This is a genomic window from Muricomes intestini (assembly GCF_004346165.1).
In the GTDB taxonomy this organism is placed as follows: Bacteria; Bacillota; Clostridia; order Lachnospirales; family Lachnospiraceae; genus Muricomes; species Muricomes intestini.
This window is the reverse complement of record NZ_SLZZ01000001.1, coordinates 253,555-280,067: the sequence shown is the minus strand read 5'-3', so window position 1 is coordinate 280,067 and position 26,513 is coordinate 253,555. Positions and strand designations below refer to the sequence as shown.

Genomic DNA, 26,513 nt, shown 5'->3' with positions numbered 1-26,513 from the left:
TTTACATTACCTCAATATTTGAACATTTTGTAAAATATCACTCTGCTTTTTCTCCATAATGAAACGCTCCTCGTCTTTCATATGGTCATATCCGAATAAATGAAGCATACTGTGGGCAATAAGAAAAGCAAATTCCCGCCTCGGGGTGTGCCCATAATACTCTGCCTGGGAAAGTACCTTGTCCTTGGAAATGACAATATCTCCCAGCATCAGTTCGCCGGATTCAGGATTAAAAGCATCTTGAGTGTTCTCCTCCAGGGCAGAAAAATCTCCGGGAGTCTCATATTCCAGCATGGGAAATGAAAGAACGTCTGTAGGCTTGTCTATCTGACGGAACATTTGGTTCATTTCCCGGATATCCTCATCTGTGGTAAGCAGCAGGTTTATTTCCGCTTCATATGGACATCCCTCATATTCCAGCGCAGCTTCGATCACAAGCTCTGCTGTCTGTTTTGTGTCAAAAGGCAGAACTGCGGTACCTTCCTCTTCCGTGTATAAACTCATGTTTATCTCCTCTTATGATTCTTTTTTGATTTGTAACTTGATTTATTTTCAAATCGAGTTCCCTTTTTCTCATAGTCCTCATAGGCTTTTACAATTTTCTGTACAAGCGGGTGACGCACGACATCTTTGCTCGTCAGTGTACAGATACTTATATCCTCAATATTTTTTACCACATTCACTGCCGCATCCAGGCCTGAAACGGCACCGGCAGGTAAATCCTTCTGAGTGGAGTCTCCGGTAATCACTACTTTAGAGCCAAATCCGATGCGGGTCAGAAACATCTTCATCTGTGCAGGTGTAGTGTTCTGTGCTTCATCCAGTATAATGAAAGCATTGTCCAGAGTACGCCCTCTCATGTAAGCAAGAGGAGCTACCTCAATCAATCCCTTCTCCGAATTCTTCAGAAAACTTTCCGCCCCCATAATCTGATACAGAGCATCGTAAAGCGGCCTGAGGTAAGGATCAATTTTGCTCTGCAGGTCTCCCGGAAGAAAGCCAAGCTTCTCCCCTGCCTCGATGGCAGGCCGGGTCAGAATAATCCGGCTGACTTCCTCCCGCTTAAAAGCTGTAATTGCCATTGCCATGGCGAGATAGGTCTTTCCTGTTCCGGCAGGTCCAAGTCCAAAAGTTATCATTCTATTTCGAATGGCATCCACATAGCGTTTCTGTCCCAGCGTCTTAGGTTTGATCGGTTTTCCCTGGAGAGTATGACAGATTACCTCCCTGTCAATCTCTACGAGACTCTCCTCCTGATTTTCAAAAACAAGGGATATGGCATAATCTACATTTTGCTCTGTGATGACATTTCCGCGTTGGGAGAGCTCCGTAAGCTGAGCCAGAATGTTCTTTACTTTTTCCACAGCCGGGCTTTCTCCCAAAATTTTTGTCTCCCCGTCCCGTGGTATCAGCGTGACACGGAAGGCACGCTCCAGTTTTTTCGCGTATGCATCAAACTGGCCGAATACATTTTTCTCATGTTCGGCCGGTATATCAATTATCAGTTCTGACAGACTCATCCTGTTCGCTCCTTTCAATTTCAATGATTTCCGTATCTGCCTCCTGGGTAATTCTTTCATTCAAAAAGAGTTCTCCTGTGGCAGAAGCCTCGTTTTGGCCTATGTGTATTTTAACACTATTTTCCTTGATTTGAATACCTTTTTCTTGTAACCTTTTGGAAAATTGTTCAAAGTTTTCAGTTAATTGCTTCTGAATCTCTTCTTTTGTATATGTTTTTTCTTTCGGGGTGTAAGATTTTATAACTTTACTCCCGTAAGATATTGGAAGATAAAAATTTTCACCCAGTTTAAGTTGGTGTTCATTTGTTCGCAAATCCCATTCCTTGTAATTGTTTTTGAGTGTCCCCAAATCTACAAACCAAGAACCTATTTTAACATAATACTGGTATCTTTTGGACTTTTCATAATACTTTTTTTTATATTTTGTGCTGATTGTATCCTTATAATGCATCTGCGTGTCCGCAAAAATATCTGCATCCGCTTTTTGATATTGGTATCCGACAACTTCCAGGCTGTCGTTAACCACCTCTACTCTGCCGGATACCAGAATATCTCCTTTAGACACCGTGTCCCCCTCATGCACCTGAGGTACGCCCGTTCTGGTAATAATACTGGTAATAACACCGTCTTTGGAGGCAATCAGGTCCTTAGGCTGTTCTGTATCTTCCTGACTTTGGGCATCCACACCTTTTGCCGGGCTGACCGTCTTATCCTCCCCGTCTTCCCGGAAAGTATCCTCATTTTCTTTTATCTGTATGTTAAGCCTGCTTCCGTCAATGGAGGCAGACACCCATACGATATCATCATACTCCTTTCGGATATCTTTTACAATCTGTGCACAGTCTACTTTACTTTTTGGCATATGGGGGGCAACATTCTTCGTTTCCAAAAACTCCAGCAATGTCTCATTGGTCCACTTCTCATTTCCTTCAAAATGAATGTCCCAGATAAAACTAGAGTAAAGATACAGCAATCCCATACAGAGAAAGAAACTTAAGAAAAAAAGTTTTCTTTTCCTGTATTTATATATAAAAAAAGGAAGACCAACTCTCGAGATAAGCACTACTCTTGTATGCGTCTTCCTTACAATAGGCCTAAGCTTCCGGAATCCTTTCAGGCTCATATACAGCTCATATGCATTGCCGCAGGGAGTAAGTCCCCATATGTAAATTTGATGATGTCTGCAAAGGTTTAAAAAACGTTCCGGGGAGTAGCCTTCCACCCGGATCTTCACGTATCCCCGCATATACCGAATTATTGACTGAATCACAGTTTCCTTACCTCACTTACAATATTCTAGTGAAACTATCCTGCCTGTTATCTTCATTTCATCATTGGTATAATATTCTATCTGCAAATGCTTGCCCTGCAGCTTGATTTGATATCCTTTTGTCTGTACACGGATCAATACATCTGTGTATTCTATGATTCCCCTGTAATTCTCAATGCAAACCTCCCCCGCCCCGATGATTGTCACGACAGCCGCCCCGAGAACTACGTCCTTGGGCATACTTGCAGCAGATGCAAGCTTCTCCTTTAATCTATCATTCTCTCTTTCTTTGCCCATATCAAAATGCCACACATACGCCCTTTATTTGTAGTATATGTGCAGAAATTTTGTCTTATTCTTATGTTGCTTCAACTCACTTCGTAAAAAGCACAGGATACCAAGTGGTCTTTCATCATGCCTACTGCCTGCATAAAGGAATAGATAAAAGACACAGCTCCCCTGGATAAGAAAAACTGTGCCTTTATAATTATGCTTCTAAAAACGGTCAATATAATTTTTAGACTCTGGCCACACCGCTCTTTCTTGCAGCTTCTGCAACGGCCCTAGCAACTTCATCTGCAACGCGTTTGTCAAATGGATTCGGAATAATATAGTCAGGTGACAGTTTATCTTCCTCTACCAAGCCCGCAATAGCATATGCCGCAGCTACCTTCATCTCATCGTTGATGTCCTTCGCACGTACATCCAGTGCGCCGCGGAAAATACCGGGAAATGCCAGTACATTGTTAATCTGGTTCGGGAAATCACTTCTTCCGGTACCGATGACTGCGGCACCTGCTTTTTTAGCCAGATCCGGCATAATCTCCGGAACAGGATTCGCCATCGGGAAAAGAATTGGCTTGTCGGCCATATTCTTTACCATTTCCTCTGTAACAGTTCCCGGGGCAGATACGCCGATAAATACATCTGCACCCGCTAATACATCTGCCAGAGTCCCTTTTTCCATGCCAAGGTTACAGATTTCAGCCATCTCTGCTTTTTCGGTATTTAAACCTTCACGGCCCTTGTAGATAGCACCTTTCCGGTCACACATAATAACGTTTTTAAGTCCCAGGCTTACTAAGAGCTTTATGATAGCAATTCCTGCTGCACCTGCACCGGAAGTAACTACTTTTATCTCGTCAAGATTTTTTCCCGTCAGCTTCAGGGCATTAATAAGCGCTGCCGCTGTTACGACCGCCGTACCATGTTGGTCATCGTGAAAAATCGGAATATCACAGCATTCTTTAAGCTTCTTTTCAATTTCAAAACATCTCGGCGCAGAAATGTCTTCCAGATTCACTCCGCCAAAACTTCCTGCCAAAAGACTTACCGTCTTTACGATTTCATCCACATTCTTTGTGCGTACGCACAGAGGAAACGCATCTACGCCGCCGAATTCTTTAAATAGCACACATTTCCCCTCCATAACAGGCATTCCGGCTTCAGGACCAATGTCTCCAAGTCCTAAGACTGCAGTTCCGTCCGTAATAATTGCCACCATGTTGGCACGGCGTGTATATTTGTAAGATAAGTCTACATCCTCTGAAATCTTTAAACAAGGCTCTGCAACTCCCGGAGTATAGGCAACAGACAAATCTTCTGGTGTCTCAAGTTTTGCTCTGCTGGTCACTTCAATCTTGCCTGCCCATTCCTCGTGTTGTTTTAATGCAAATTCCTTCTTGTCCATGTTTTTACTCTCCTTTTCTATTGCTTTTCACCTGTTTTTATTGTTCTTTTACCTGTCTCCAAAAACCTTTTAATATTTCAACAGAATGGTTCATTGCCTGCGTTTCTTCTTCATTCATAGGAATTCTAAAGCTCTTTTCAATTCCTTCTCCTCCGATGCGGCATGGAAGGGAAACAGCGACACCTGCCCACTCTCCAAAGCTCTCATCCAGCACGTGAGCCACAGGGAGTATGGCGCCTTCATCCTTCGTGATTGCTTCTACGATTGTTGACACTGACATTGCAACCCCGTAGAAAGTTGCACCTTTCAGTCCGATTACTTCGGCTCCGCCTACCTTCGTATGTTCTGCAATTGCTGCTTTGTCAAGTGAGATTCCTGTCTGTTCTTCATACTCCGTCATAGGAAGGCCGCCTACTATGGCCGAGCTCCATACCGGCACCTGACTGTCTCCATGCTCTCCGACAATATATGCCTGAACATCTTTTACATTCACACCAAGTTCTGTACTGATATTATAACGGAACCTGGCAGTATCCAAAGAAGTCCCGCTTCCGATTACCCGGTGGGCCGGGAGTCCTGAAAATTCTTTTACCTCCGTAGTCATAACATCCGCAGGATTGGAAACAACAATAATTAGCGGGTTTTCAGCATATTTCATGATACTCTCTGTAATACTTCTGATAATGGAAACATTGGTCTTCGCCAGCTCCAGGCGGGTCTGCCCCGGCTTTCTTGCGATTCCGGCAGTAATAATAATGATATCTGCACCTGCACATTCCTCGTATCCGGCCTGCCTGACCTGTACCTGATGATGAAAGCTGGTTCCATGTGCAATATCAAGAGCTGCACCTTTCGCTCTGTCCTGGTTTACATCCACCAGAACAATATCCTCAGCCTGGGCTTTTGCCATGAGGGTATAGGCAATTGCCTCCCCTACATTCCCGGCTCCGACTACAACAATCTTTTTTCCGTTTGTACTTTGCATATTTGCACTCCTTTTGCTGTAATATTTTTTGGCATTTCAGGTTTTTAAGAACTTGATGTAAAGCCTATAATTAAATGTCAAATGTGACCTTGTTAAAAAAATCACTTTTTACGCAAGTCTATCACATTACAGCATAAGTGTCAAATGTTTGTATAAAAAACTTTTGTTGGGCAATATTCTTCTGCGAATTCTGCATCCGGATAATGTATGACCAGTTAACCAGAAAAATCCCAGAAGAATTGTTTCTCCCGGGACCTATTTATGATAGGGTGCTCCTTGTATAATCCGGTAACTTCTGTAAATTTGTTCCAGCAAAATAACCCTCATCAGCTGATGTGGGAATGTCATACATGAAAAACTGAGTGCATAGTCTGAATGTTTCGTGACTTTTCTACTAAGACCTATAGAACCGCCAATGACAAAGATGATATGGCTGATGCCGGATATGCCTAGTCCTTCTATCTTTCCTGCCAGGTCTTCGGAGGTAAGCTGACATCCCTGTATCTCCAGAGTGATGACAAAAGCATCATCCCGGAGATATTTCAGAAGGCGCTCTCCCTCTTTTTCCCTGATACTGTTCTCAACAGTCTCACTGATCTGGTCAGGCGTTTTTTCATCTGCGACTTCTATAACTTCAAGTTTGCAATATTTACTCAGGCGTTTAGTGTATTCCGCAATAGCGTCTTTCAGATATTTTTCTTTTATCTTTCCTACTGTCAAAAGTGTAATCTTCATTTACATCCATTATTTGTCTCTATTGCGCAGATATTCATCAATTCCCTTTGCACCGGCTTTTCCTGCACCCATAGCAAGAATAACGGTAGCTGCTCCGGTTACGGCATCACCGCCTGCATATACGCCTTCTTTTGAAGTCTGTCCGGTTTCTTCTTCCGCAATGATACATTTCCTTCTGTTTACATCCAGTCCGATTGTAGTAGAAGAAATCAACGGATTAGGTGATGTTCCAAGAGACATAATCACAGTGTCTACTTCAATCTCATACTCAGAGCCGGGAATCTCTATGGGGCGCCTCCTGCCTGATGCGTCAGGTTCCCCCAGTTCCATCTTAACCACTTTCATCCCCCGGACATTGCCGTTCTCATCTACAAGTATTTCTTTTGGATTGGTAAGGAGGTCAAAGATAATCCCCTCTTCCTTCGCATGATGCACTTCTTCAACTCTGGCTGGAAGTTCTTCTTCACTTCTTCTGTATACAACATGCACTTCTGCGCCAAGCCTCAAAGCAGTTCTTGCTGCATCCATAGCTACATTTCCGCCCCCGACAACTGCAACCTTCTTTCCTGCGGCAATAGGAGTGTCGTAGGAATCATCAAAAGCCTTCATCAGATTGCTTCTTGTCAGATATTCATTTGCGGAAAATACACCATTTGCGTTCTCTCCCGGAATTCCCATAAACATGGGGAGACCTGCTCCCGAGCCTATAAATACTGCCTCAAAACCTTCTTCATCCAATAACTGGTCAATCGTAACAGACTTGCCGATTACAACGTTTTTCTCAAATTTAACTCCTAAACCCTTTACCTTTTCTATTTCCTTTGCCACAACCCTCTGCTTCGGAAGACGGAATTCAGGAATACCATATACAAGCACACCGCCCAACTCGTGAAGCGCTTCAAAAACTGTCACGTCATAGCCCATCTTTGCCAAGTCTCCGGCACAGGTAAGTCCTGAGGGACCGGAACCGATGACTGCTACCTTCTGTCCGTTCTTTTCCTTGGGGCCTTCCGGATTAATATCATTCTCCAGGGCATAATCTGCCACAAATCTTTCTAGCTTTCCGATAGACACCGGCTCACCTTTAATTCCGCGGATACATCTCTGTTCACATTGTGATTCCTGGGGACATACACGTCCGCAGACAGCCGGCAGTGCGGAGGATTCACTGATTACCTTGTAAGCTTCTTCAATATTACCTGCTTTTACTTCCTTGATAAATCCAGGAATATTGATTGCCACCGGACACCCCTGGATACATCTTGCATTCTTACACTCCAGGCAGCGGGTAGACTCATCCATCGCTTCTTCTTTATTATATCCAAGACAAACCTCTTCAAAATTCTTTGCTCTTACTTCCGGCGCCTGTTCTCTTACAGGTACCTTCTTTAACATATCTGCCATTAGTTATCACCTCCACAGACACCACAGCCGCCGTGATGGGTGTCCCCTTCCTGCAATCTCAAAATTTCACGGCCTTCCTCTGTCTTGTACATGCGGGATCTTGCCATAGCCTGATCAAAATCCACAAGATGCCCATCAAACTCGGGACCGTCCACACATGCAAACTTCACTTCATCACCTACCTGGAGACGGCAGGCTCCGCACATACCGGTTCCGTCAACCATGATTGGATTCATGCTGACAATCGTATGAAGATTCAGCTTCTTGGTGAGCAGACAGACAAATTTCATCATAATCATGGGGCCGATGGCTACACATACATCATAGTGTTTGCCCTCATTCTGCACAAGATCCTCTATGACAGAGGTAACCATACCGGAACGGCCATAAGAGCCATCATCTGTAGTTATATACAAGTTACCTGCCACAACCTCCAACTCTTTTTCCAAAATTAATAAATCTTTTGTTTTAGACCCGACAATAACATCCGCATCAATCCCGCGCTCATGCAGCCATTTCACCTGTGGATAAACAGGGGCAGCGCCGACACCACCGGCCACATATAATATCTTTTTGTTCTTTAACTCTTCAATATCCTCACTGATAAACTCAGACGGCTGGCCCAAAGGTCCCACGAAGTCGCGGAAGCTGTCCCCTGCTTTAAGCTCCGCCATTCTGGTCGTGGAAGCTCCTATTGCCTGAAATACGATTGTGATCGTTCCGTTTTCCCTGTCATAGTCACAAATCGTAAGCGGAACCCTCTCTCCTTTATCGTCCATCTTTACAATTATAAACTGACCCGGCTGACAATGACTGGCAACACGCGGTGCATGTACATCCATCAGATACGTCTTGTCAGCAAGTGTTTCTGCTTTTAATATCTTATACATCTTATTCCTCCTTGTCCCCTATAAATAACAACCCTTTCTATAATACGACATAAACAGGGGCTTGGCAAGTCTTCTTTTTTATAGAGCCCACCTGTTTTGACAGTATATGTAACAGTTCAGCCATGCGAATTTCCGACAGCGTAGGCAGGAGAAAGCTTGCTTTCGTATGCATATGCTGCCGAAAATTCATATGGCGCTCTGCCACAGCGAGATGAAGCGCAGCACCAGTATATAAAAAGCAGGGACAGGCATTTTGGTTTGCCTGCCCCCCAACTCTATGTATATAAGATTCTCTTAGATTCTGTCAAATTTTGAAAGACTTGGCATTTTCATTAGAAATCCACTTCAGTCCCATAATAAATACAATAAAACAACTTTTCCATCTCCACAGGCGTAATGCTTCTTGGATTAGAGCCTGTACAGGCATCCCCTACAGCCAGTTCAGAAATATGAGCAATCTTCTCTTTGAATTCATCTTCCACAATTCCAAATTCCTTCAAGGTTTTAGGTATTTTGAGCTGTACATTGAAATCATCTATCTTTTCACACAGGCTGTTGATCAGGGCCTTCTCAGAAGTTCCGGGAAGTCCTGTGCGGCGTGCAATTTCAGCATAACGTTTCGCAGCCACAGGGTCTTTTGCATTGTACTTAATAACAAATGGCAGATACATTGCATTTGCACATCCGTGTGTAATGTGTCCGGTAGAAAAAGCAGCCCCTGTCTTATGTGCCATAGAATGTACAATACCAAGCAGGGCATTGGAAAATGCCATTCCTGCCAGACATTGGGCAGTGTGCATTTGCTCTCTTGCATTCTGATTGCCCTTATAAGATTCTGGCAGATAATCAAATACCATCTCGATTGCCTGGATTGCCAGTGGATCTGTGAAAGGGGAATTCAAAGTGGATACATAAGCTTCAATCGCATGAGTCAGTGCATCCATCCCAGTATAGGCTACCTGTTTTACAGGAAGTGCCTCTACTAGCTCTGCGTCCACGATTGCTACATCGGGGGTAATATTGAAATCAGCCAGCGGATATTTTACACCTGTATGATAATCTGTAATGACTGAAAATGCCGTGACTTCTGTTGCAGTACCTGAAGTAGAGGGGATTGCAGCGAATTTTGCTTTCTGTCTCAATTCAGGAAAGTTAAACGGAATACATAAATCTTCAAATGTTACATCAGGATATTCATAGAAAGCCCACATCGCCTTGGCTGCATCGATCGGAGACCCTCCGCCCATGGAAACAATCCAGTCCGGCTCAAAAGCCCGCATTACCTCTGCGCCCTTCATAACTGTCTCAACTGATGGGTCCGGCTCCACGCCTTCAAAAAGTTTAACTTCCATCCCGGCTTCTTTTAGATATCCTACCGCTTTGTCAAGAAATCCCTGGCGCTTCATGGAACCGCCTCCGACTACAAGAACAGCTTTTTTCCCCTTTAAGTTCTTGAGTTCTGCCAGACTTCCTTTTCCGTGATAAATGTCTCTTGGTAACGTAAACCTGCTCATTTAATTGCATCTCCTTTACAGTCTTGTTATTCTCTTAACAACCATACTATACCACCGTTAAACTTTTAACGCAACCATTATGCCGTGAATTTCTTATAAAAGCTTGCACAAAATCCAGTACAATTATAGGCCATCGCGAAAAATATAATTTCACGATGGCCTATTGTCTTTCTATTATATCATGTTTTTGGGGTGTGGTATATCAGCCTGCCGGCTCCAATACATAGTTTCGTTTTGTTACCTGAGTATATTTACCCTGTTTGCTGACAAGAACCGCGCTAAACATGGTCTGTCCTTCCGGCATATCTATAGGCCCTTCGTATTTTGCCGATGTGTCCGATGGCTCGCTGCCGTCCAGTGTGTAATACGCTGTATATCCTTCGGGAACATTGATGGTAATCTGTGTTGCCGCATCATACTGCCCCGTCGAAGGAGTGACCGCAGGCGCGTCTGCAACAGGAATATTAATTGTATATACTTTAGAGACTGTCAGGCTTGGAATTTCCCTTTTATTCACTGAAATAGCCATAACGGTAGTCTCGCCCTCCTGCAAAAGAATGGGCTCCGTATACTTTTCAGAAGATGTATCAGGCTCTGAGCCATCTGTAGTATAATAAATTGTTTCACCCGAGGAGTTTAAGGAAACCTCCTGCACCTCAGAATATGTACCTTCTTCCAGGCTAAACTCAGGTGCATTGGATACATAAGCCTGCACCCCTTTTAAAACTTCATCATCCTCACAATCATCTAAAAGTTCAGACACTTTGAGAAGCTGGTCGGTGTCTACATAAAAACTAATCACCGCCCTGTACAACTCCACATTGGACGGCTGCGAACTGATTGCCGTCAGAAATACTGCTTCTGCCCCATCTAAATCGTCCTGCTGGATATATACCTTTGACAATCCGGTATAGCCTTCGGGCTTTTTTTCATTTTTAGAAATTGCACTATTAAAATAGTTTTCCGCCGCTGTATAATCTCCGGACCGCAGGGCCTGATTTCCTTTGCTCATCTGTCCCGCATAGGAATTTTGATAAAGAAAAAAACCGGACATGCCAGCAAGAACAGCAAAAACCAGCAGAATAATCAGTGCTCTCTTACGGCGCTTCTTTGCCAGCCGTTTTTTGCGGGCTATTTGCTGGCGTCTCTTTTCCTCCGCTTCTGCCCTGCCCTGCCTCATAGCCCCTGTCGTCTGTCTGTTTCTTGGCCCCTGGCTTGCAGCATTTCTTCTTGCCCGTATCTCATCTAGTTCGTTCTGACTGAGGACTCTCGTGGAATTATTATACTCTAAAGCTTCTCCCCGGCGGTATCTTCTGATATCATCCGTCTTAATCTGTCTTGTGGCATCTTCAACAGAGCCCTTCACTTCCCGTGCAAGGACATCTTCCAGAGGATTATAATCTGGTACAATCTGAACTTCCATATTACATTCCGGGCAATATAACATATCATCCGGAATTATGGCACCACAATGTGTACACCTCATATTGTTTCCTCCTATTTGCGTACAGTTTCCACACAGTTATTCATCAGCATGGCTATTGTCATTGGTCCGACTCCTCCAGGAACAGGAGTAATTGCGGATGTCTTGCGGGCTACATCTTCATAATCCACATCTCCACAGAGCTTATTGTCTTTGTCATGGTGCATGCCCACATCAATGACAACAGCCCCGGCTTTTACATACTCAGAATTGATAAACTGCTTTTTCCCTACAGCAACAATTAAAATATCAGCTCTTTTTGCAACCTTCTTCAGCTCTTTTGTACGTGAATGCGCCACTGTCACCGTTCCATTTTCACGAAGCAAAAGTGCAGCCATCGGCTTACCCACAATATTGCTTCTTCCAATTATGACACATTCTTTTCCCGCAATTTCAATATTCGAGCGTTTCAAAAGCTGAATGATTCCGGCAGGAGTACAGGACACAAATCCCTTTTCCCCTATCCAGAGACGGCCCACACTGACCGGATGAAAACCGTCCACATCTTTGTCCGGTGAAATAGTACGTATAATCTTATCCTCATCAATGTGGGGCGGCAACGGAAGCTGTACAAGAATCCCGTTGACACTTGTGTCAGCATTGAGCTTTTCCACCAGATTCACAAGCTCTTTCTCCGTAGTTGTCTCCGGCAGCTCAAAAGCACTGGACTCAATCCCCACATATGCACAGGCCTTTTTTTTATTTCTTACATATACAGTGGATGCAGGATCCTCTCCTACCTGCACAACAGCCAGACAAATATGCCCTCCTGCCTCCTTTATTTTATTAACTTCTGCTTTAAGCTCATCCTTTATCTGGCTGGAAATTAATTTTCCGTCAATTATCCGTGCCATCTGCATCCTCCTTAAAATAAACCGGTAATTTTGCCGTCTTCTGTCACATCAATCTGGTTAGCCGCCGGCACTTTCGGAAGTCCCGGCATTGTCATAACGGCTCCTGTCAATGCAACCACAAACCCGGCTCCCGCACTCACATAGACCTCCCGGATATGAATGTCAAAATTTTCAGGACGGCCTAATTTGCCGGCGTCGTCCGACAAAGAATATTGATTCTTGGCCATACAGACAGGGAAAGAGCCAAATCCCATATTCTCAATTTTTGCAAGCTGCTTTTTGGCAGCAGCTTCATATACGACACCACGGGCACCGTAAATCTCTCTTGCTATCGTTTCTATTTTATCTTTCAGAGATAATTCATCTTCATAGAGCAGACGAAAATGGCTTTCTTTGTTTTCCAGTGTCTCAAGTACCTTTTCTGCAAGCCGGATACCGCCTTCACCGCCCTTTTCCCAAACCTCTGAAAGTGCAAATTCACATCCCCGTTCTTCACAGAATGTGCGGATAAATTCATGTTCGGCAGCGGTGTCTGTTACAAATGAATTCAATGCAACTACTATTGGTACATCATATTTCTGAATATTTTCTATATGCTTTTCCAAATTCACAATGCCTTTTGCAAGGGCCTTAAGGCTCTCTTCGCCCAGATTGCCTTTTTCAGCTCCACCATTATACTTCAAAGCACGTACAGTTGCAACTAAAACTACAGCATCTGGTTTAAGGCCTGCTTTGCGGCATTTAATATCCATGAATTTTTCAGCCCCAAGATCTGCACCAAAACCAGCTTCCGTAATGGTAATATCGCTGAGTTTCAACGCCATTTTTGTTGCACGCACGCTATTGCAGCCATGAGCGATATTTGCAAAGGGCCCTCCATGCACAAGCGCCGGGGTATGTTCAAGTGTCTGTATAATATTTGGTTTGAGAGCGTCTTTCAAAAGTGCAGTCATTGCCCCGGTAGCCTGTAAGTCCTCTGCGGTCACGGGATTCCCTTCAAAATTATAGGCAACAATGATTCTGCCAAGACGTCGTTTCAAATCGGCCAGATCGTCGGCCAGACACAGAATTGCCATAATTTCAGAGGCCACTGTAATTACAAAATGATCTTCACGTACCATGCCATCCGTTTTGTTCCCAAGTCCCACTACAATGTTGCGCAAAACTCTGTCATTCATATCCAGACAGCGTTTCCAGACAATCTGGCGGGGATCAATTTGAAGCGTGTTTCCCTGCTGTATATGATTATCAAGCATTGCGGCAAGAAGATTGTTTGCTGAAGTAATCGCATGGAAATCCCCTGTAAAATGCAGATTCAGGTCTTCCATGGGGACAACCTGTGCATACCCGCCTCCTGCAGCGCCTCCCTTGATGCCGAAGCATGGGCCAAGCGAAGGTTCTCGCAGGGCAATCAGGGCCTTTTTGTTCAGCTTTGCCATAGCCTGTCCAAGCCCCACCGTAGTTGTAGTTTTTCCCTCACCGGCCGGAGTGGGGTTGATAGCTGTCACAAGAACAAGCTTTCCATCCTTGCATCTTTTTATTTTGTTCCACAAAGATTCTGACAGTTTTGCCTTATATCTCCCATAAGGCTCAAGATCCTCCTCTGAAATTCCAATACTGGCTGCCACATCCTTAATAGGGAGCAGCTCCGCCCCCTGGGCAATTTGAATATCTGTTTTCATACATTTTCCTCCCTGCATATATTTTTATATGTTCTCATCTATGTATTGTTCAAATTCCTCTTTTGACATCAGTATTTTTCTCGGCTTTGTGCCTTCCTCCGGTCCAACCACCCCACACTGGGCAAGTTGGTCCATAATCCGGGCAGCCCTGTTAAATCCAATTTTAAACATTCGCTGGAGCATTCCAATAGAAGCTTTTTCTTTATCTATGATTAGTTTCCCTGCCTCTACAAAATAAGCATCTCTGTCGTCGTCATCAGATGCTCCTGGACTTTGGTTTCCTGCAGCACTGGAATTCATGTGTTCCTCCACCTCTTCATTGTAAGAAACATTTCCGTAGTTTTGAATTAAGTAATCCACCACCTTCTGCACCTCCTTATCTGAAACAAAGGAGCCCTGCACTCTGACCGGTTTAGGGTATCCTGTGGGATAAAACAGCATATCTCCTTTTCCAAGAAGCTTCTCTGCACCGTTCATGTCAATAATGGTTCTTGAATCCACACCGGAAGATACAGAAAATGCGATTCTCGAAGGCATGTTTGCCTTAATCAGCCCCGTAATAACGTTGACGGAAGGTCTCTGGGTTGCCAGTATTAAATGAAGTCCCGCTGCTCTCGCCAGCTGTGCCAGACGGCAGATTGCCCCTTCCACTTCTCCGGGGGCCACCATCATCAAATCCGCCAGCTCATCCACAATAATTACAATCTGAGGCATCTTTTTCAGGGCATCTTCATCCGTATTCATCCGACTCGCTTTCTCATTAAATCCCTTTAAATCTCTTACGTTGTATTCCGCAAACAGTTTATACCGCTTTTCCATTTCTGCCACCGCCCAGTTCAGCGCTCCTGCTGCTTTCTTAGGGTCGGTAACAACTTCAATTAAAAGGTGAGGAATTCCATTATAGACACTGAGTTCCACCACTTTGGGGTCTATCATAATCAATTTCACATCCTCAGGGTCTTTTTTATATATAATACTCATAATCAAAGTGTTGATACAGACAGATTTTCCCGAACCTGTGGCTCCTGCCACAAGGAGATGAGGCATCTTGGAAATGTCTGCCACTACCACTTTCCCGGAAATATTTTTCCCCACCGCAAAGGGAATACTTGACTTACTATTTTTAAATTCATTAGATTCCAGAAGGTCTCTCAACATGACCGCAGTATTTTCGCTGTTTGGAACCTCTATTCCTACAGCAGCTTTTCCTGGAATCGGAGCCTCAATCCTCAAATCTGTAACAGCCAGATTCAGTTTAATATCATCCGCAAGTCCCACAATCTTACTTACCTTGACCCCCTGCTCCGGCTGAATCTCATACCGCGTTACCGAAGGACCCTGGCTTGCATTCGTTACATGCACCTGTACTCCAAAATTCTGGAGTGTCTGTTCCAACTTTAAAGCCGTTGCTCGAAGATGAGCCTCTGAATCTCCGCCTGCTTTCTTTCCCCGGCTCAATAAAGTCAAAGGTGGTTTTTGGTAACCGACCTTTTGCTGCTCCTCCTGTTGTTTAACAGATTCTGCAACACGGGCAGTTTCCGCGGCAACCTGGCGGGCGCTTTCTTTTGTTTTTTGCCTTTTACCGGCTTCCTGTATTGTTTGGTCCGCCTCCCCGGGAACAACTTCTTCGACGGACTCTGGCCGTTCAATCACCAGGTCCTCAAAAGGAGAGGCGACAGGCGGTGCTTTAGTATCGTTATCATCAGATACCGTCAGTTCCCTTAAATCTGGAGACTTTCTTTTTGTCAGTGTAGTGGCAAAAGAAACGCCGGACACCTTATGTTCCTGCCTTCTAGTGTTGCCATTTGCCTTCCTGTCCGCTTTTTCCTGCTGTCTGGCTTCTTTTTTGGACTGCCTGTCGGTACGCCTTTGTACAGATATTTCTTTTCGCTTTTTCGCCTCCTCATAAGCTTCCTTGCTTTTGTAAGTTAACGGGGAAAGGAGAGATTTTTCCGTAATTAGTATCACGCAGATAATCATCAGAATAATCACTACCACATATGACCCAACACGTCCAATCAGCGGACAAAGCAGCTTTACGGCGCACCCTCCCATAAGGCCGCCTGCATTTCTGTGCCGGCTGGAAGCTTTGTAGTAAGACATTAAGCCTGCCCCGGAGTCATACGGGTTCATGATCAATTCTAAAAATGCCGCGAGGAGCAGTGTCAAAACAATAGCTGCCCCGGCTTTTATGTATGCGTGTGTGTTGCCTTTATTAGAAATGAGAAAGGCAACCACACCGAACAGGACAAATGGCAAAATATATGCTATAAATCCAAATAATCCAAATATAACCGACGAAACCGTCTCCCCTGCAATTCCGCCCAGGCCGAAGTTACTGATTGCCAGCAGGATACACACCGCCAATACCGAAAGTATCGCGATTTCCTCCTTCAGGGCATTATTTTCAGTGGATTTCTTCGGCTTATTTCTAGTGTTTTTTTTCTTTTTTGTTGACTTTGTAGCCATAGTACTTCCCCCTTGATAATTACACATACTTATTTTAGTATATCATATCTTACTAGACATTAGTAGTTTATTTTGCTTTTCCTCTATCATCTCATGGAGCTTTCCCAGAGCCTGGCTGATGCCTCCGACCTCATTTATAATGCCTTCTTTAACAGCCTCATCCCCCTCCAGAAGAGTCCCCACATCTTTTACAAGCTGCGTGGAATCCAGCATCAGCTCTTCCAGACGTTCTTTTGTAATGCGGGAATGATCGGCTATGAATTTCGCAATCCGATCCTGGGTTCTTTCCATATTTCGGTAGCTTTGAATCACCCCGATAAACATCCCTGTAGAGCGCACCGGGTGCACAATCATAGTTCCGGTGGGGACAATAAAAGAGTAATCCGCTGAAACTGCGAGAGGGCCTCCAATGGAATGGCTCCCCCCAAGGACAAGTGAAACTGTAGGTTTGCTTAAAGATGCTATCATTTCCGAAATGGCAAGCCCTGCCTCCACATCGCCTCCCAGGGTATTCAGTAAAATCAAAATCCCTTCTATGTCATCATTGTCCTCCGCCTCCGCAAGGCGGGGAATTAAATGTTCATACTTAGTGGCCTTTACATTTCCCGAAACAGCTTCATGCCCCTCAATCTCACCGATAATGGTAATAAGCTGAATGTTGTGCCTGCCCTTTTCCTTTCCAAGCCGCAAGGTGCCTGTGTTTTCTATTTCCTCATTTTCTGCCGCCTGCTTTTCCTGAATTTGCTCTTCCTGGTTGTTGTTCAAATCATATTCCATATTATCCTGCCTTTCCGATACAGTTACCTGTTTTTATAAGGATAGTGTCTGGAGAAAAGGCCGGAATTATACCGACTTCAGGTTACAAAAATGGTATGAATGTAAATTGTATACATCCATACCATTTGGTTTACATCAAGAATATAAGTATTTCTTTTCTAGTTTCCGAACCATATCACTGTATAACTCTCTGCATTCTTCTTTCTTTTCTTCTTCAATCAAATGAATACAGGGATTTAAGTAGTCCTGCCAGATTCTGGCATATACTTCAGCCGAATTGTCTCCTGTGTCTATTCTCTTTACAATTGTTGGTGCAATGTTGTAGTATTCCTTTACAAGTTCCTCGCCATTTTCAGAATTCATAAGATAATGATCCCTGTAGTCACGAAGAAGTGTCAGTTCATAACAATCATCAGTCTTGTTAAGGCTTCTGCAGACTGCAGTTGTAATATAACAGAACAGTCCCTTTTTAAATCCTCCCTGGATGTGTTCCCGGGTGGAATGGCCAATCTTATACTCCGGCATATTTTTGTTCCAAATCTCCACCATCTTCTCTGTAAAAGGTTTGGTTTTTACACTGATAATCTCTCCCATTAGAGGAACATAGTAAGATACCATATTCATATTATTGTCCAGACATGCGATATCTTTCTTTCTTTTTGAGGATATATTTGAAAGCTGTTCTGCCACATAGTCAGGAACATAGGCTGCAATTTCCTCCATATCATCGTCAGACTCCTCAATGATGCCCTTTATTTCATCAAGAAGATTGCTGTATCTTTCTTTGAGAGTTTCCATATCCGATTCATAAGTTTTTTTATGGAATTTTTGAGCATATTTCCCTGTTTCCTGAAACAGGGAAATCATATTGGCCTGTAGATTCTTCTGATCCATTTTCTTCTCCTTTACTCGTCCCAGTTATGATAGACATCCTGTACATCATCATCTTCATCAAGTAAATCTAATGTCTTTTGAATATTTTTGATATCTTCCTCATTCGGCAGTTCCACATAGGTCTGAGGAATCATGGTTATCTCGGCATCTGCCATGACAATTCCCGCTTCCTCCAGTTTGAGACGGACCGCACTGAAATCAGCCGATGATGTAATAATTTCGTAGCTGTCATCATTCTCCAAAAAGTCCTCCGCTCCGGAATCCAGAGCTAGCATCATCAGTTCATCTACATCCATATCACACTCTTCTCTGTCAACCAGTATCTGTCCTTTTTCATCGAACATAAAGGATACACACCCCGGAGTCCCTACATTTCCGCTTCCTTTGGTAAATGCATTCTTTACGTTAGAAGCAGTGCGGTTCTTATTGTCTGTCAATGTTTTTACAATGATCGCCGTGCCCCCCGGTCCATAACCTTCATATGTAATATGCTCATAATTGTCCCCTGCACCTTCCCCGGCAGCCTTCTTAATGTTCCTGTCAATGGTATCATTGGGCATGTTATTGGACTTCGCTTTTGCAATCACATCACGCAGCCTGCTGTTATTGTCCGGATCCGGACCGCCCCCCTCCTTTACCGCAACGGCAAGTTCACGTCCAAGCTTGGTAAAAATCTTGCCCTTTGCGGCATCATTTTTTTCTTTTTTATGTTTAATGTTTGCAAATTTAGAATGTCCTGACATCTCAAATCTCCTCTTTTTCTTTTCTTAACGTACTCTGTCTGTTAAGCTCGCCTTACAATTTTATCATTCTTTTTGTGATATTTCAATTCTTTCTTCACATATTCCTTTCTGTATATGTAGGAAGTTCCAGGCTGATTCTGATTGCATCGTCTACTCTCCTCATCATCTGGCTGTCTACATGGCAGACAAATTCCTTCAGTCTCTGTTTATCGATGGTACGTATCTGCTCCAGCAGTATCACAGAATTTTTTACTATATTATATTTCTGTGCACTGATTTCAATATGGGTCGGCAATTTTGCTTTATTCATCCTGGATGTAATTGCTGCACAGATAACTGTGGGACTGTGTTTGTTCCCCACATCATTCTGAATAACCAGCACCGGACGGATGCCTCCCTGTTCCGACCCCACAACAGGACTTAGATCCGCGTAATATATATCTCCTCTTTTAATTACCAAAACCATTTCACACTCCGATTCTTCACTTTGATACTTGAGTATTCCCGCTTTTTTTCGGATGTATGCAAACCGGCAGAAAAATTGACCGGGGTGATTTTTTATAAACCAATGTATTAAACCTTAGGACAGATACTCTGCCTGTTCTACAACTTCTCCATTTTCTGTATAAACTCTGGGAACCCGCCTTCCAAGACAGCATAAAAACTCATAGGGAAAACGCCCGCATATACTGCTTAATTCTTCTACAGAAATGTGCTCCTCACCGTCAAAGCCAATAAGCACAACTGGATCCATGTACTTTGCCTCAGGTATATCAGTGACATCGGCCATAAACTGATCCATGCAGACACGTCCCAGTATTCTGGCGCGCTTTCCATGTATCAGCACGTCTGCTTTATTAGAAAGCCCTCTGGAATAACCGTCCCCATAACCCACAGGAATGGTTGCCACCCTCATTTTTTTCTCCGCCACAAAAGTACCGCCATAGCTTACCGAGGTTCCCGCCTCAACTTCTTTCACAAAGGTAATGTGGCTGACCAGTTCAAGCACAGGCTTTAAATGTACTGACTCCGTAGAAACCTCGTCAGAAGGATATATCCCATAGATAGAGATTCCTGCCCGCACAAGATTATGTTTCATTTCCGGGAAATCAATGATTCCCGCACTGTTGTCACAGTGATAATATGTAATGTTTACCCCTTCACTTTTCAGTAACTTCTCCATCCACATAAACTTTTCATGCTGCTCTATTGTGTAGCTTTTGTCTGTCTCATCAGCTTTCGCAAAATGCGTGAATATTCCTTCCAGTTTTACATTCGGGAAACTGCTTATTTCACAGATATCCTCTACACTCCTGGCATTTGGCATGAATCCAAGCCTTCCCATCCCCGTATCAATCTTGATATGAAAATACGCCGTTTTGCCTAATTTGGCAGCAGCCTCAGACATAGCCCGGGCCATGTCCTTCATATAAACTGTAGCACGGATATCGTTGCAGAGCATATCCTCATACTGGTCAGGGAAAATACAGCCCAAAACCAGAATCGGTTTTTTCACACCAGTATTTCTAAGAGACACAGCCTCCTCCAGACTCGCCGTGGCATATCCCCATATATATTCTTTTTCTTCAAAGATCCTGGCAAGAGGGCCGGCTCCATGCCCGTATCCATCCATCTTAAGAACAGCAACCATCTGAGCTCCGTCTCCAATGTTCTTCTTCATCTGCTCCATATTGTAAACTGCTGCATCCAGATTTATCCCGGCATACACTCTGTTGTATTGCTTCATTTTGCCATCTTCTCCTCTGTTTTTTTTATACAGGTCCCAATTCCTGTAATTAAATCTTCCGCCAATGTACTGTAGGAGCACTTCGCTTCCCTTGCCTCGTCTCCTCCGCAGGCGTGCAGATATACCCCGCAGACAGCAGCCTCATAACAATCAAGGCCCTGAGCCATGAGACCGGCAATCACACCTGCAAGTACATCTCCGGATCCGGCTTTAGCCAAAGAACTATTGCCGGCTATGTTTACAAATATCTGTCTGTGCATCTTTGATACTAAAGTCCGTGCATCTTTCAGGGCGCAAACCACACCGTATTGCTCTGTGAACGTCCGAATTTTTTCAAAGCGCTTTTCCTGGAGCTCCTGTACGGCGCATCCCAGCAGACCAGTCATCTCTTTCATATGAGGCGTCAGGACAAACGGCCACTCCTGCCCTTTTAAAAGTTCCATATGCCGGCCCAGCACATACAAAGCATCCGCATCGACAACACAGGGAGTTTTGGTCGACTTCACAGTCTCAATAACAAGCTTTTCCGAAATATCTGTCCTCCCCAGACCGCACCCTATACACACAACATCGGCCCAGCCGAGAAGCCTGTGCAGGTTTTCTACATCATATTCTGTATAAGTGGAAATAATAGCTTCCGGCAAAAGCTGCTGCAAAATACCCCTGTTTTCTTTTGCTGTGTAAATCTGTACCAGTCCTGCACCGGTAATATATGCCGCCTTTGCACTTAAGTAGGCCGCCCCCGCCATCCCTGAACTCCCGGTAATCATCAGTACTTTGCCATAGGTACCCTTGTGAGAATCTGGTTTCCTTACTGGAAGCAGTTTTGGCAGATCTGTCTCGTCAAAGGTATAGCAGACAGAGGAGTCTTTTTCAAAAATCTTCCTGCTGATACCTATGTCTGCAACAACGCTCTCCCCTGCATACACATGTCCGGGGTACAGGATGCACCCCAGCTTTTCACATGCAAAAGTCACTGTCAGATCTGCCGAAAAGGCAGTCCCTAATACCTTTCCTGTAGCAGAGCAAATACCCGAGGGGATGTCTACAGCAACCTTCTGTCCCGGCAGATGATTCATCTTTTCAATGTTCTCCCGGTAAGTCCCCGCAATATCCCGGTTCAATCCCACTCCAAAAACTGCATCCACTACACTAGTATATTCCTCCCGCTTTATGGATGTTACTATAGAAACACCGCATTTTTCAGCGATTTTCAACTGTTGTCTGCAATCCTCACTCATAGAAGCCTCTCTGCCAATGAAAGAGACAGTCACTTCATATCCTTTTTCTTTCAACAGTCGTGCAATGGCAAAACCGTCGCCTCCGTTATTTCCCGAACCACAGACAACCAGCGTTTTGTCCAGATTCACCTGTTTCCTTTCCATAATATTAACGGTTTTAAGCGCCGCCCGTTCCATCAGCACCATGGAAGGAATACCAATCTCCTGAATTGTGTACCTGTCTGCTTTCTGCATCCATTCTCCTGTTGGCAGATATCTCATCTTTCTATCATCCTCCTAAATCAATTCTTAAATGTAACTGCTCAGAACCAAGCTCGAAAATCTACGGTTTTCTCACTGTTTGGCTCTCGCCAAATAGATATATTTAGAAATACACCTTAGAAAGCAAGCTTTCACGGAGTATTTCTAAATATATCTGCTTGGTTCTGAACAGTTGCAAAATGTGAAACGACGTGTAAAAAGACTGCCGTCTTTATTACACGTCCTGCATTGTCAGTTATTTTCTGTGTCTTTTTCCGAGCTGCTGATGTTATAAGAGAGTTCTAATAAACTATCAGATAAATGCACGCTCTCTACTATTACATTATCAGGCAGAACCAAATCTGTATGTGCAAAGTTCCAGATTCCCTGAATGCCGCCTTCGACCAATACCCCAGCCACCTCTTCCGCCTTCGACTTTGGGATTGTCAGAACGGCTATTTCAATATCATTGTGTCTGATAAAAGCTTTGAGTTCATCCATCCTTCTGATTGGTATACCGCGTATTGTAACGCCCTCCAGCCTTGGGTTTACATCAAAAAGACCTTTCAATATAAAACCGCTTTTTTCAAACCCTACATAGTTGGCAAGAGCCTGTCCAAGATTTCCGGCTCCTATAATAATAATATTGTGTGTCCGGTCCAGTCCCAATATTTTACCTATCTCTGTGTATAGGTATTTGACATTATATCCGTATCCCTGCTGGCCAAAACCACCGAAATTATTCAAATCCTGGCGAATCTGAGATGCTGTAACACGCATCTTCTTGCTTAGATCACTAGAAGAGATACGCTCTACACCTTCATCCAACAATTCACCCAGATATCGATAATATCTTGGTAGTCTCCCAATCACTGCGCGTGATATTTCTCTATCTTCCACTACTGTTTTCCTCCAAATTTAGTCTAGGTTTATTATATAGAATAGTATCCATAAAGTCAATTTTTAGTTGTATTTTATAGTATTTTCGCTATAATTAAAGAAGTGTGTAAATATGCTGCGGTTCAGAGGAATTGATCTGCAGTTAAACTGTAACCACAAATCAAGGAGGATTCTTATGATACTTGCATGTCATAATATTAATAAATTCTTCGGCGAACAGCTGATTGTAAAAGATGGCGCATTCCACATAGAGGACAGAGAAAAGGCCGCACTGGTAGGGGTAAACGGGGCAGGAAAGTCAACCATATTAAAAATGATTATAAAGGAAGAACCCCTGGATAGCGGTGAAGTTATACTGACAAAGGGCAAAACTTTAGGATACCTGGCCCAGCAGCAGGATTTGGAGCCTGGCCGCACCATTTATGAAGAAGTAAAAACTGCAAAGGCAGACATCATTGAGCTTGAACAACAGATCCGGGATATTGAAAAAGAATTAAAACTTCTAAAAGGTAAAGAATTACAAAACAGACTTTCCACATATAATCGGCTGATGTCCCGGTTCGAGTCGGAAAACGGTTATGCCTACAAAAGTGAATTGGTTGGAGTTCTGAAAGGCCTGGGATTTCAGGAGGAGGAATTTGACAAACAGACTGCTACATTGTCCGGGGGACAAAAAACAAGAGTGTCCCTTGGCAAATTGCTTCTCACAAAACCGGATATACTGCTGTTGGATGAGCCCACAAACCATCTGGACTTAAATTCTATTACATGGCTGGAAACCTATCTGACAAATTACCCCGGTGCCGTGCTCATCGTATCCCACGACAGGTTCTTTCTAAACCGTGTGGTATCAAAGGTAATTGAGATAGAAAACGGCGCTATCCGTATGTATTCGGGTAACTATAAAGCTTATGCCGACAAGAAACAGCAGATACGCGACGCGATGATGAAAGAATATCTAAATCAGCAGCATGAAATCAAACACCAGGAGGCTGTTATAGAAAAGCTCCGCCAGTTCAACCGTGAAAAGTCCATACGGCGTGCCCAGAGCCGTGAAAAAATGCTGAACAAGATAACTCCTATAGAAAAACCCCGTGAAGCGGCGGGAGAAATGCATTTTTCCCTGGAGCCCTCCTGCATCAGCGGCAATGATGTACTGCGGGTGGAAGGACTGTCAATGAGCTTCGGAAGTCAGACTCTGTTTAGGAATGTCAACTTTGAAATCAGACGGGGCGAGCACGTGGCTGTAATCGGCGACAATGGGACAGGGAAAACTACCCTTCTAAAAATTTTAAATCAGGTTCACCCGCCGGATACAGGTTCCTTTACACTGGGATCAAAGGTTACTATTGGTTACTACGATCAGGAGCACCATGTTCTCCATGAGCAAAAAAATATATTTGATGAGATTTCTGATGAGTATCCGTCTCTGACCAACACTCAGATACGCAGTACACTGGCCGCATTCCAGTTCACCGGTGACGATGTCTATAAGCTGATCGGAGACTTGAGCGGCGGCGAGAAAGGTAGAGTATCTCTTGCAAAACTTATGCTCTCTGAAGCAAATTTTCTGATATTGGATGAGCCCACAAATCACCTGGACATTACTTCAAAAGAGATTCTTGAAAAAGCATTGAACGACTACACAGGAACTCTCCTTTATGTGTCCCATGACCGCTATTTCATCAATCAGACCGCCACTCGTATCCTGGAACTTGTGAGCCAGACCTTTGTAAATTATATCGGCAACTATGACTACTATCTGGAAAAGAAAGATGAGCTGACGAAAGCCTACGCTTCATCAGGCTCCTCCTCCACCGTGCCTTCAAATGGAAAGCCGTTAAGTGCAGGTGCGGCAGAATCTGTATCAGAAGGAAAATTAAGCTGGCAGGAGCAGAAAGAGCTGCAGGCAAAAGAGCGAAAACGGCAGAATGAATTGAAGAAGACTGAGGAGCGCATTGCCGCTCTTGAGGACAGAAATACAGAAATTGATGAGCTTATGACGAGGAAGGATATCTATTCTAATTCTGTCAAATGTCAGGAATTATCTCTAGAAAAAGCCGAAAAGGCAAAAGAATTGGAAGAACTCTATGAAAGATGGGAGGAACTGGCAAGCATTTAGCCAGCCCCCTTCTTCTGTACTTTTCTTGATTTTATTGTCTCTTTTTATTATGTTTACCGTTTTTTTATGAATAGCTCCATAGAACCTATATATCGCTTGCTCATATCATAATGAATAACCTTTAAATTAAGATTGTCAAGCTCTACAGCCGATCGGCAATTGCCTTTATGAAGTCCTCGCTATTTAGCACAGTGGGATTTGCTATGGTTGTAATCAAAGCAAGGTCTTTTGTCATGCTTCCATTTTCAATTGTATCAATTGTCGCTTTTTCCAGCCTGTCTGCAAATTCCATCAATTCTTTATTTTTGTCCAGTTCGCCGCGTTTTCTGAGTGCTCCTGTCCATGCAAAAATGGTTGCCACAGAGTTAGTGGACGTTTCTTCTCCTTTCAGATGCTTATAATAATGTCTCTGCACAGTTCCGTGAGCTGCCTCATATTCATAATAACCTTCCGGAGATACAAGCACAGATGTCATCATGGCAAGTGAGCCAAATGCGGATGATACCATATCACTCATTACATCCCCGTCATAATTTTTGCACGCCCAGATGTATCCGCCCTCTGACTTCATAACTCTGGCTACCGCATCATCAATCAGAGTGTAGAAATATTCAATCCCAGCAGCCTTAAACTTTTCATCGTATTCTGTATCATAAATATCCTGGAAGATGTCTTTAAATGTGTGGTCATACTTTTTGGAAATTGTATCCTTTGTGGCAAACCAGATATCCTGCTTTGTATCCAGAGCATAATTAAAGCAGCTTCTCGCAAAACTTTGAATTGACCAGTTGAGGTTATGCATTCCCTGTACAATCCCCTCTCCGGTAAAATTATGCACCAGCTCTTTTGTCTGCAATCCGTCTTCTGCTGTATAAACAAGCTCCACTTTCCCCGGTCCCGGTATTTTCATCTCAGAGCCTTTGTAAACATCCCCATATGCATGTCTTGCAATAGTGATTGGCTGCTTCCAGTTTTTTACGCAGGGCTCAATGCCCTTCACAACAATAGGGGCCCGGAAAACAGTCCCATCCAGAATTGCACGGATCGTCCCATTTGGACTTTTCCACATTTCTTTCAGGTCATATTCCTTCATGCGCGCTGCATTTGGTGTAATGGTCGCACATTTGACGGCTACCCCATATTTCTTAGTAGCATTGGCCGAGTCAACTGTAATCTGATCATTTGTCTCATTTCTCTTTTCCAGACCCAGGTCATAATACTTTGTATTCAGCTCAATGTACGGCTCCAGAAGATTATCTTTAATCATCTTCCAGAGTATTCTCGTCATCTCATCTCCGTCCATCTCAACAATAGGGGTACTCATCTTAATCTTTTCCATCTCGTCAGTCTCCT

24 protein-coding genes are annotated in these 26,513 nt (G+C 43.8%); 1 reads left to right on the top strand and 23 read right to left on the bottom strand.

Annotation, left to right across the window (positions count from 1 at the left end; all coding sequences use genetic code 11):
• Window positions 1–6 precede the first annotated feature (6 nt).
• The 22 genes from ybeY to EDD59_RS01220 form a co-directional block, all read right to left on the bottom strand.
• Window positions 7–504, bottom strand: coding sequence for an rRNA maturation RNase YbeY (gene ybeY, locus EDD59_RS01325; protein WP_132378117.1), 498 nt, complete (start codon window positions 502–504; stop codon window positions 7–9).
• Window positions 505–506: 2 nt separating this feature from the next.
• Complete coding sequence (locus EDD59_RS01320; protein WP_132378115.1) at window positions 507–1,520, bottom strand: PhoH family protein; 1,014 nt, start codon at window positions 1,518–1,520, stop codon at window positions 507–509.
• On the bottom strand, window positions 1,495–2,766 hold the full coding sequence (locus EDD59_RS01315) for a sporulation protein YqfD (protein WP_330571845.1): 1,272 nt from the start codon (window positions 2,764–2,766) through the stop codon (window positions 1,495–1,497). Before EDD59_RS01315 ends, EDD59_RS01320 begins: the two co-directional genes overlap by 26 nt.
• A gap of 36 nt (window positions 2,767–2,802) precedes the next feature.
• The gene (locus EDD59_RS01310) at window positions 2,803–3,087 is read right to left on the bottom strand and encodes a YabP/YqfC family sporulation protein (RefSeq protein WP_132378113.1); all 285 of its coding nucleotides are present in this window, start codon (window positions 3,085–3,087) and stop codon (window positions 2,803–2,805) included.
• A gap of 71 nt (window positions 3,088–3,158) precedes the next feature.
• Window positions 3,159–3,242 (bottom strand): DNA-3-methyladenine glycosylase I, encoded by an 84-nt coding sequence (locus EDD59_RS18640; protein WP_408632274.1) that lies wholly within the window; start codon window positions 3,240–3,242, stop codon window positions 3,159–3,161.
• A 65-nt stretch (window positions 3,243–3,307) separates the two neighbouring features.
• Entirely contained in the window at window positions 3,308–4,480 is a 1,173-nt protein-coding gene (locus tag EDD59_RS01300) for an NAD(P)-dependent malic enzyme (protein ID WP_132378109.1), read from the bottom strand.
• Between the two features lie 37 nt (window positions 4,481–4,517).
• Window positions 4,518–5,465 (bottom strand): L-lactate dehydrogenase, encoded by a 948-nt coding sequence (locus tag EDD59_RS01295; protein WP_132378107.1) that lies wholly within the window; start codon window positions 5,463–5,465, stop codon window positions 4,518–4,520.
• Window positions 5,466–5,720: 255 nt separating this feature from the next.
• Entirely contained in the window at window positions 5,721–6,200 is a 480-nt protein-coding gene (gene rlmH / locus EDD59_RS01290; RefSeq protein WP_132378105.1) for a 23S rRNA (pseudouridine(1915)-N(3))-methyltransferase RlmH, read from the bottom strand.
• 9 nt (window positions 6,201–6,209) lie between these two features.
• Complete coding sequence (gene gltA / locus EDD59_RS01285; RefSeq protein WP_132378103.1) at window positions 6,210–7,604, bottom strand: NADPH-dependent glutamate synthase; 1,395 nt, start codon at window positions 7,602–7,604, stop codon at window positions 6,210–6,212.
• Entirely contained in the window at window positions 7,604–8,494 is an 891-nt protein-coding gene (locus EDD59_RS01280; protein ID WP_132378101.1) for a sulfide/dihydroorotate dehydrogenase-like FAD/NAD-binding protein, read from the bottom strand. Before EDD59_RS01280 ends, gltA begins: the two co-directional genes overlap by 1 nt.
• A 332-nt stretch (window positions 8,495–8,826) precedes the next feature.
• Window positions 8,827–10,008, bottom strand: a complete 1,182-nt coding sequence (locus tag EDD59_RS01275; protein ID WP_132378099.1) for an iron-containing alcohol dehydrogenase — start codon at window positions 10,006–10,008, stop codon at window positions 8,827–8,829.
• A gap of 202 nt (window positions 10,009–10,210) precedes the next feature.
• The gene (locus tag EDD59_RS01270) at window positions 10,211–11,494 is read right to left on the bottom strand and encodes a chitobiase/beta-hexosaminidase C-terminal domain-containing protein (RefSeq protein ID WP_132378097.1); all 1,284 of its coding nucleotides are present in this window, start codon (window positions 11,492–11,494) and stop codon (window positions 10,211–10,213) included.
• Between the two features lie 11 nt (window positions 11,495–11,505).
• Window positions 11,506–12,345, bottom strand: a complete 840-nt coding sequence (gene folD / locus EDD59_RS01265) for a bifunctional methylenetetrahydrofolate dehydrogenase/methenyltetrahydrofolate cyclohydrolase FolD (RefSeq protein WP_132378095.1) — start codon at window positions 12,343–12,345, stop codon at window positions 11,506–11,508.
• 11 nt (window positions 12,346–12,356) lie between these two features.
• Window positions 12,357–14,027 carry a formate--tetrahydrofolate ligase gene (locus EDD59_RS01260; RefSeq protein WP_132378093.1) on the bottom strand — a complete coding sequence of 557 codons (1,671 nt, stop codon included), beginning with the start codon at window positions 14,025–14,027 and terminating at the stop codon, window positions 12,357–12,359.
• Between the two features lie 24 nt (window positions 14,028–14,051).
• A complete protein-coding gene (locus EDD59_RS01255) occupies window positions 14,052–16,496 on the bottom strand; it encodes an FtsK/SpoIIIE family DNA translocase (RefSeq protein ID WP_132378091.1) in 2,445 nt (814 codons plus the stop codon).
• Window positions 16,497–16,538: 42 nt separating this feature from the next.
• Window positions 16,539–17,273: a ClpP family protease gene (locus EDD59_RS01250; protein ID WP_132378089.1), complete on the bottom strand. Its 735-nt coding sequence runs from the start codon at window positions 17,271–17,273 to the stop codon at window positions 16,539–16,541.
• A gap of 135 nt (window positions 17,274–17,408) precedes the next feature.
• Window positions 17,409–18,167, bottom strand: a complete 759-nt coding sequence (locus EDD59_RS01245) for a CFI-box-CTERM domain-containing protein (protein ID WP_132378087.1) — start codon at window positions 18,165–18,167, stop codon at window positions 17,409–17,411.
• A gap of 11 nt (window positions 18,168–18,178) precedes the next feature.
• Window positions 18,179–18,910, bottom strand: a complete 732-nt coding sequence (locus EDD59_RS01240) for a YebC/PmpR family DNA-binding transcriptional regulator (protein ID WP_132378085.1) — start codon at window positions 18,908–18,910, stop codon at window positions 18,179–18,181.
• Between the two features lie 94 nt (window positions 18,911–19,004).
• Complete coding sequence (locus EDD59_RS01235) at window positions 19,005–19,370, bottom strand: type II toxin-antitoxin system PemK/MazF family toxin (RefSeq protein WP_132378221.1); 366 nt, start codon at window positions 19,368–19,370, stop codon at window positions 19,005–19,007.
• Window positions 19,371–19,490: 120 nt separating this feature from the next.
• On the bottom strand, window positions 19,491–20,657 hold the full coding sequence (gene alr, locus EDD59_RS01230; protein WP_132378083.1) for an alanine racemase: 1,167 nt from the start codon (window positions 20,655–20,657) through the stop codon (window positions 19,491–19,493).
• Window positions 20,654–22,159, bottom strand: a complete 1,506-nt coding sequence (locus EDD59_RS01225; protein WP_132378081.1) for an NAD(P)H-hydrate dehydratase — start codon at window positions 22,157–22,159, stop codon at window positions 20,654–20,656. The genes alr and EDD59_RS01225 overlap by 4 nt, the downstream gene beginning before the upstream one ends.
• 231 nt (window positions 22,160–22,390) lie before the next feature.
• Window positions 22,391–23,038, bottom strand: a complete 648-nt coding sequence (locus EDD59_RS01220) for a redox-sensing transcriptional repressor Rex (protein WP_132378079.1) — start codon at window positions 23,036–23,038, stop codon at window positions 22,391–22,393.
• A 175-nt stretch (window positions 23,039–23,213) separates the two neighbouring features.
• Between EDD59_RS01220 and EDD59_RS01215 the strand changes: the two genes are divergently transcribed.
• On the top strand, window positions 23,214–25,160 hold the full coding sequence (locus EDD59_RS01215) for an ABC-F family ATP-binding cassette domain-containing protein (RefSeq protein WP_132378077.1): 1,947 nt from the start codon (window positions 23,214–23,216) through the stop codon (window positions 25,158–25,160).
• A 142-nt stretch (window positions 25,161–25,302) separates the two neighbouring features.
• On the opposite strand, the gene EDD59_RS01210 is transcribed toward EDD59_RS01215, so the two are convergent.
• Window positions 25,303–26,499, bottom strand: a complete 1,197-nt coding sequence (locus EDD59_RS01210; protein WP_132378075.1) for an NADP-dependent isocitrate dehydrogenase — start codon at window positions 26,497–26,499, stop codon at window positions 25,303–25,305.
• Window positions 26,500–26,513 lie beyond the last annotated feature (14 nt).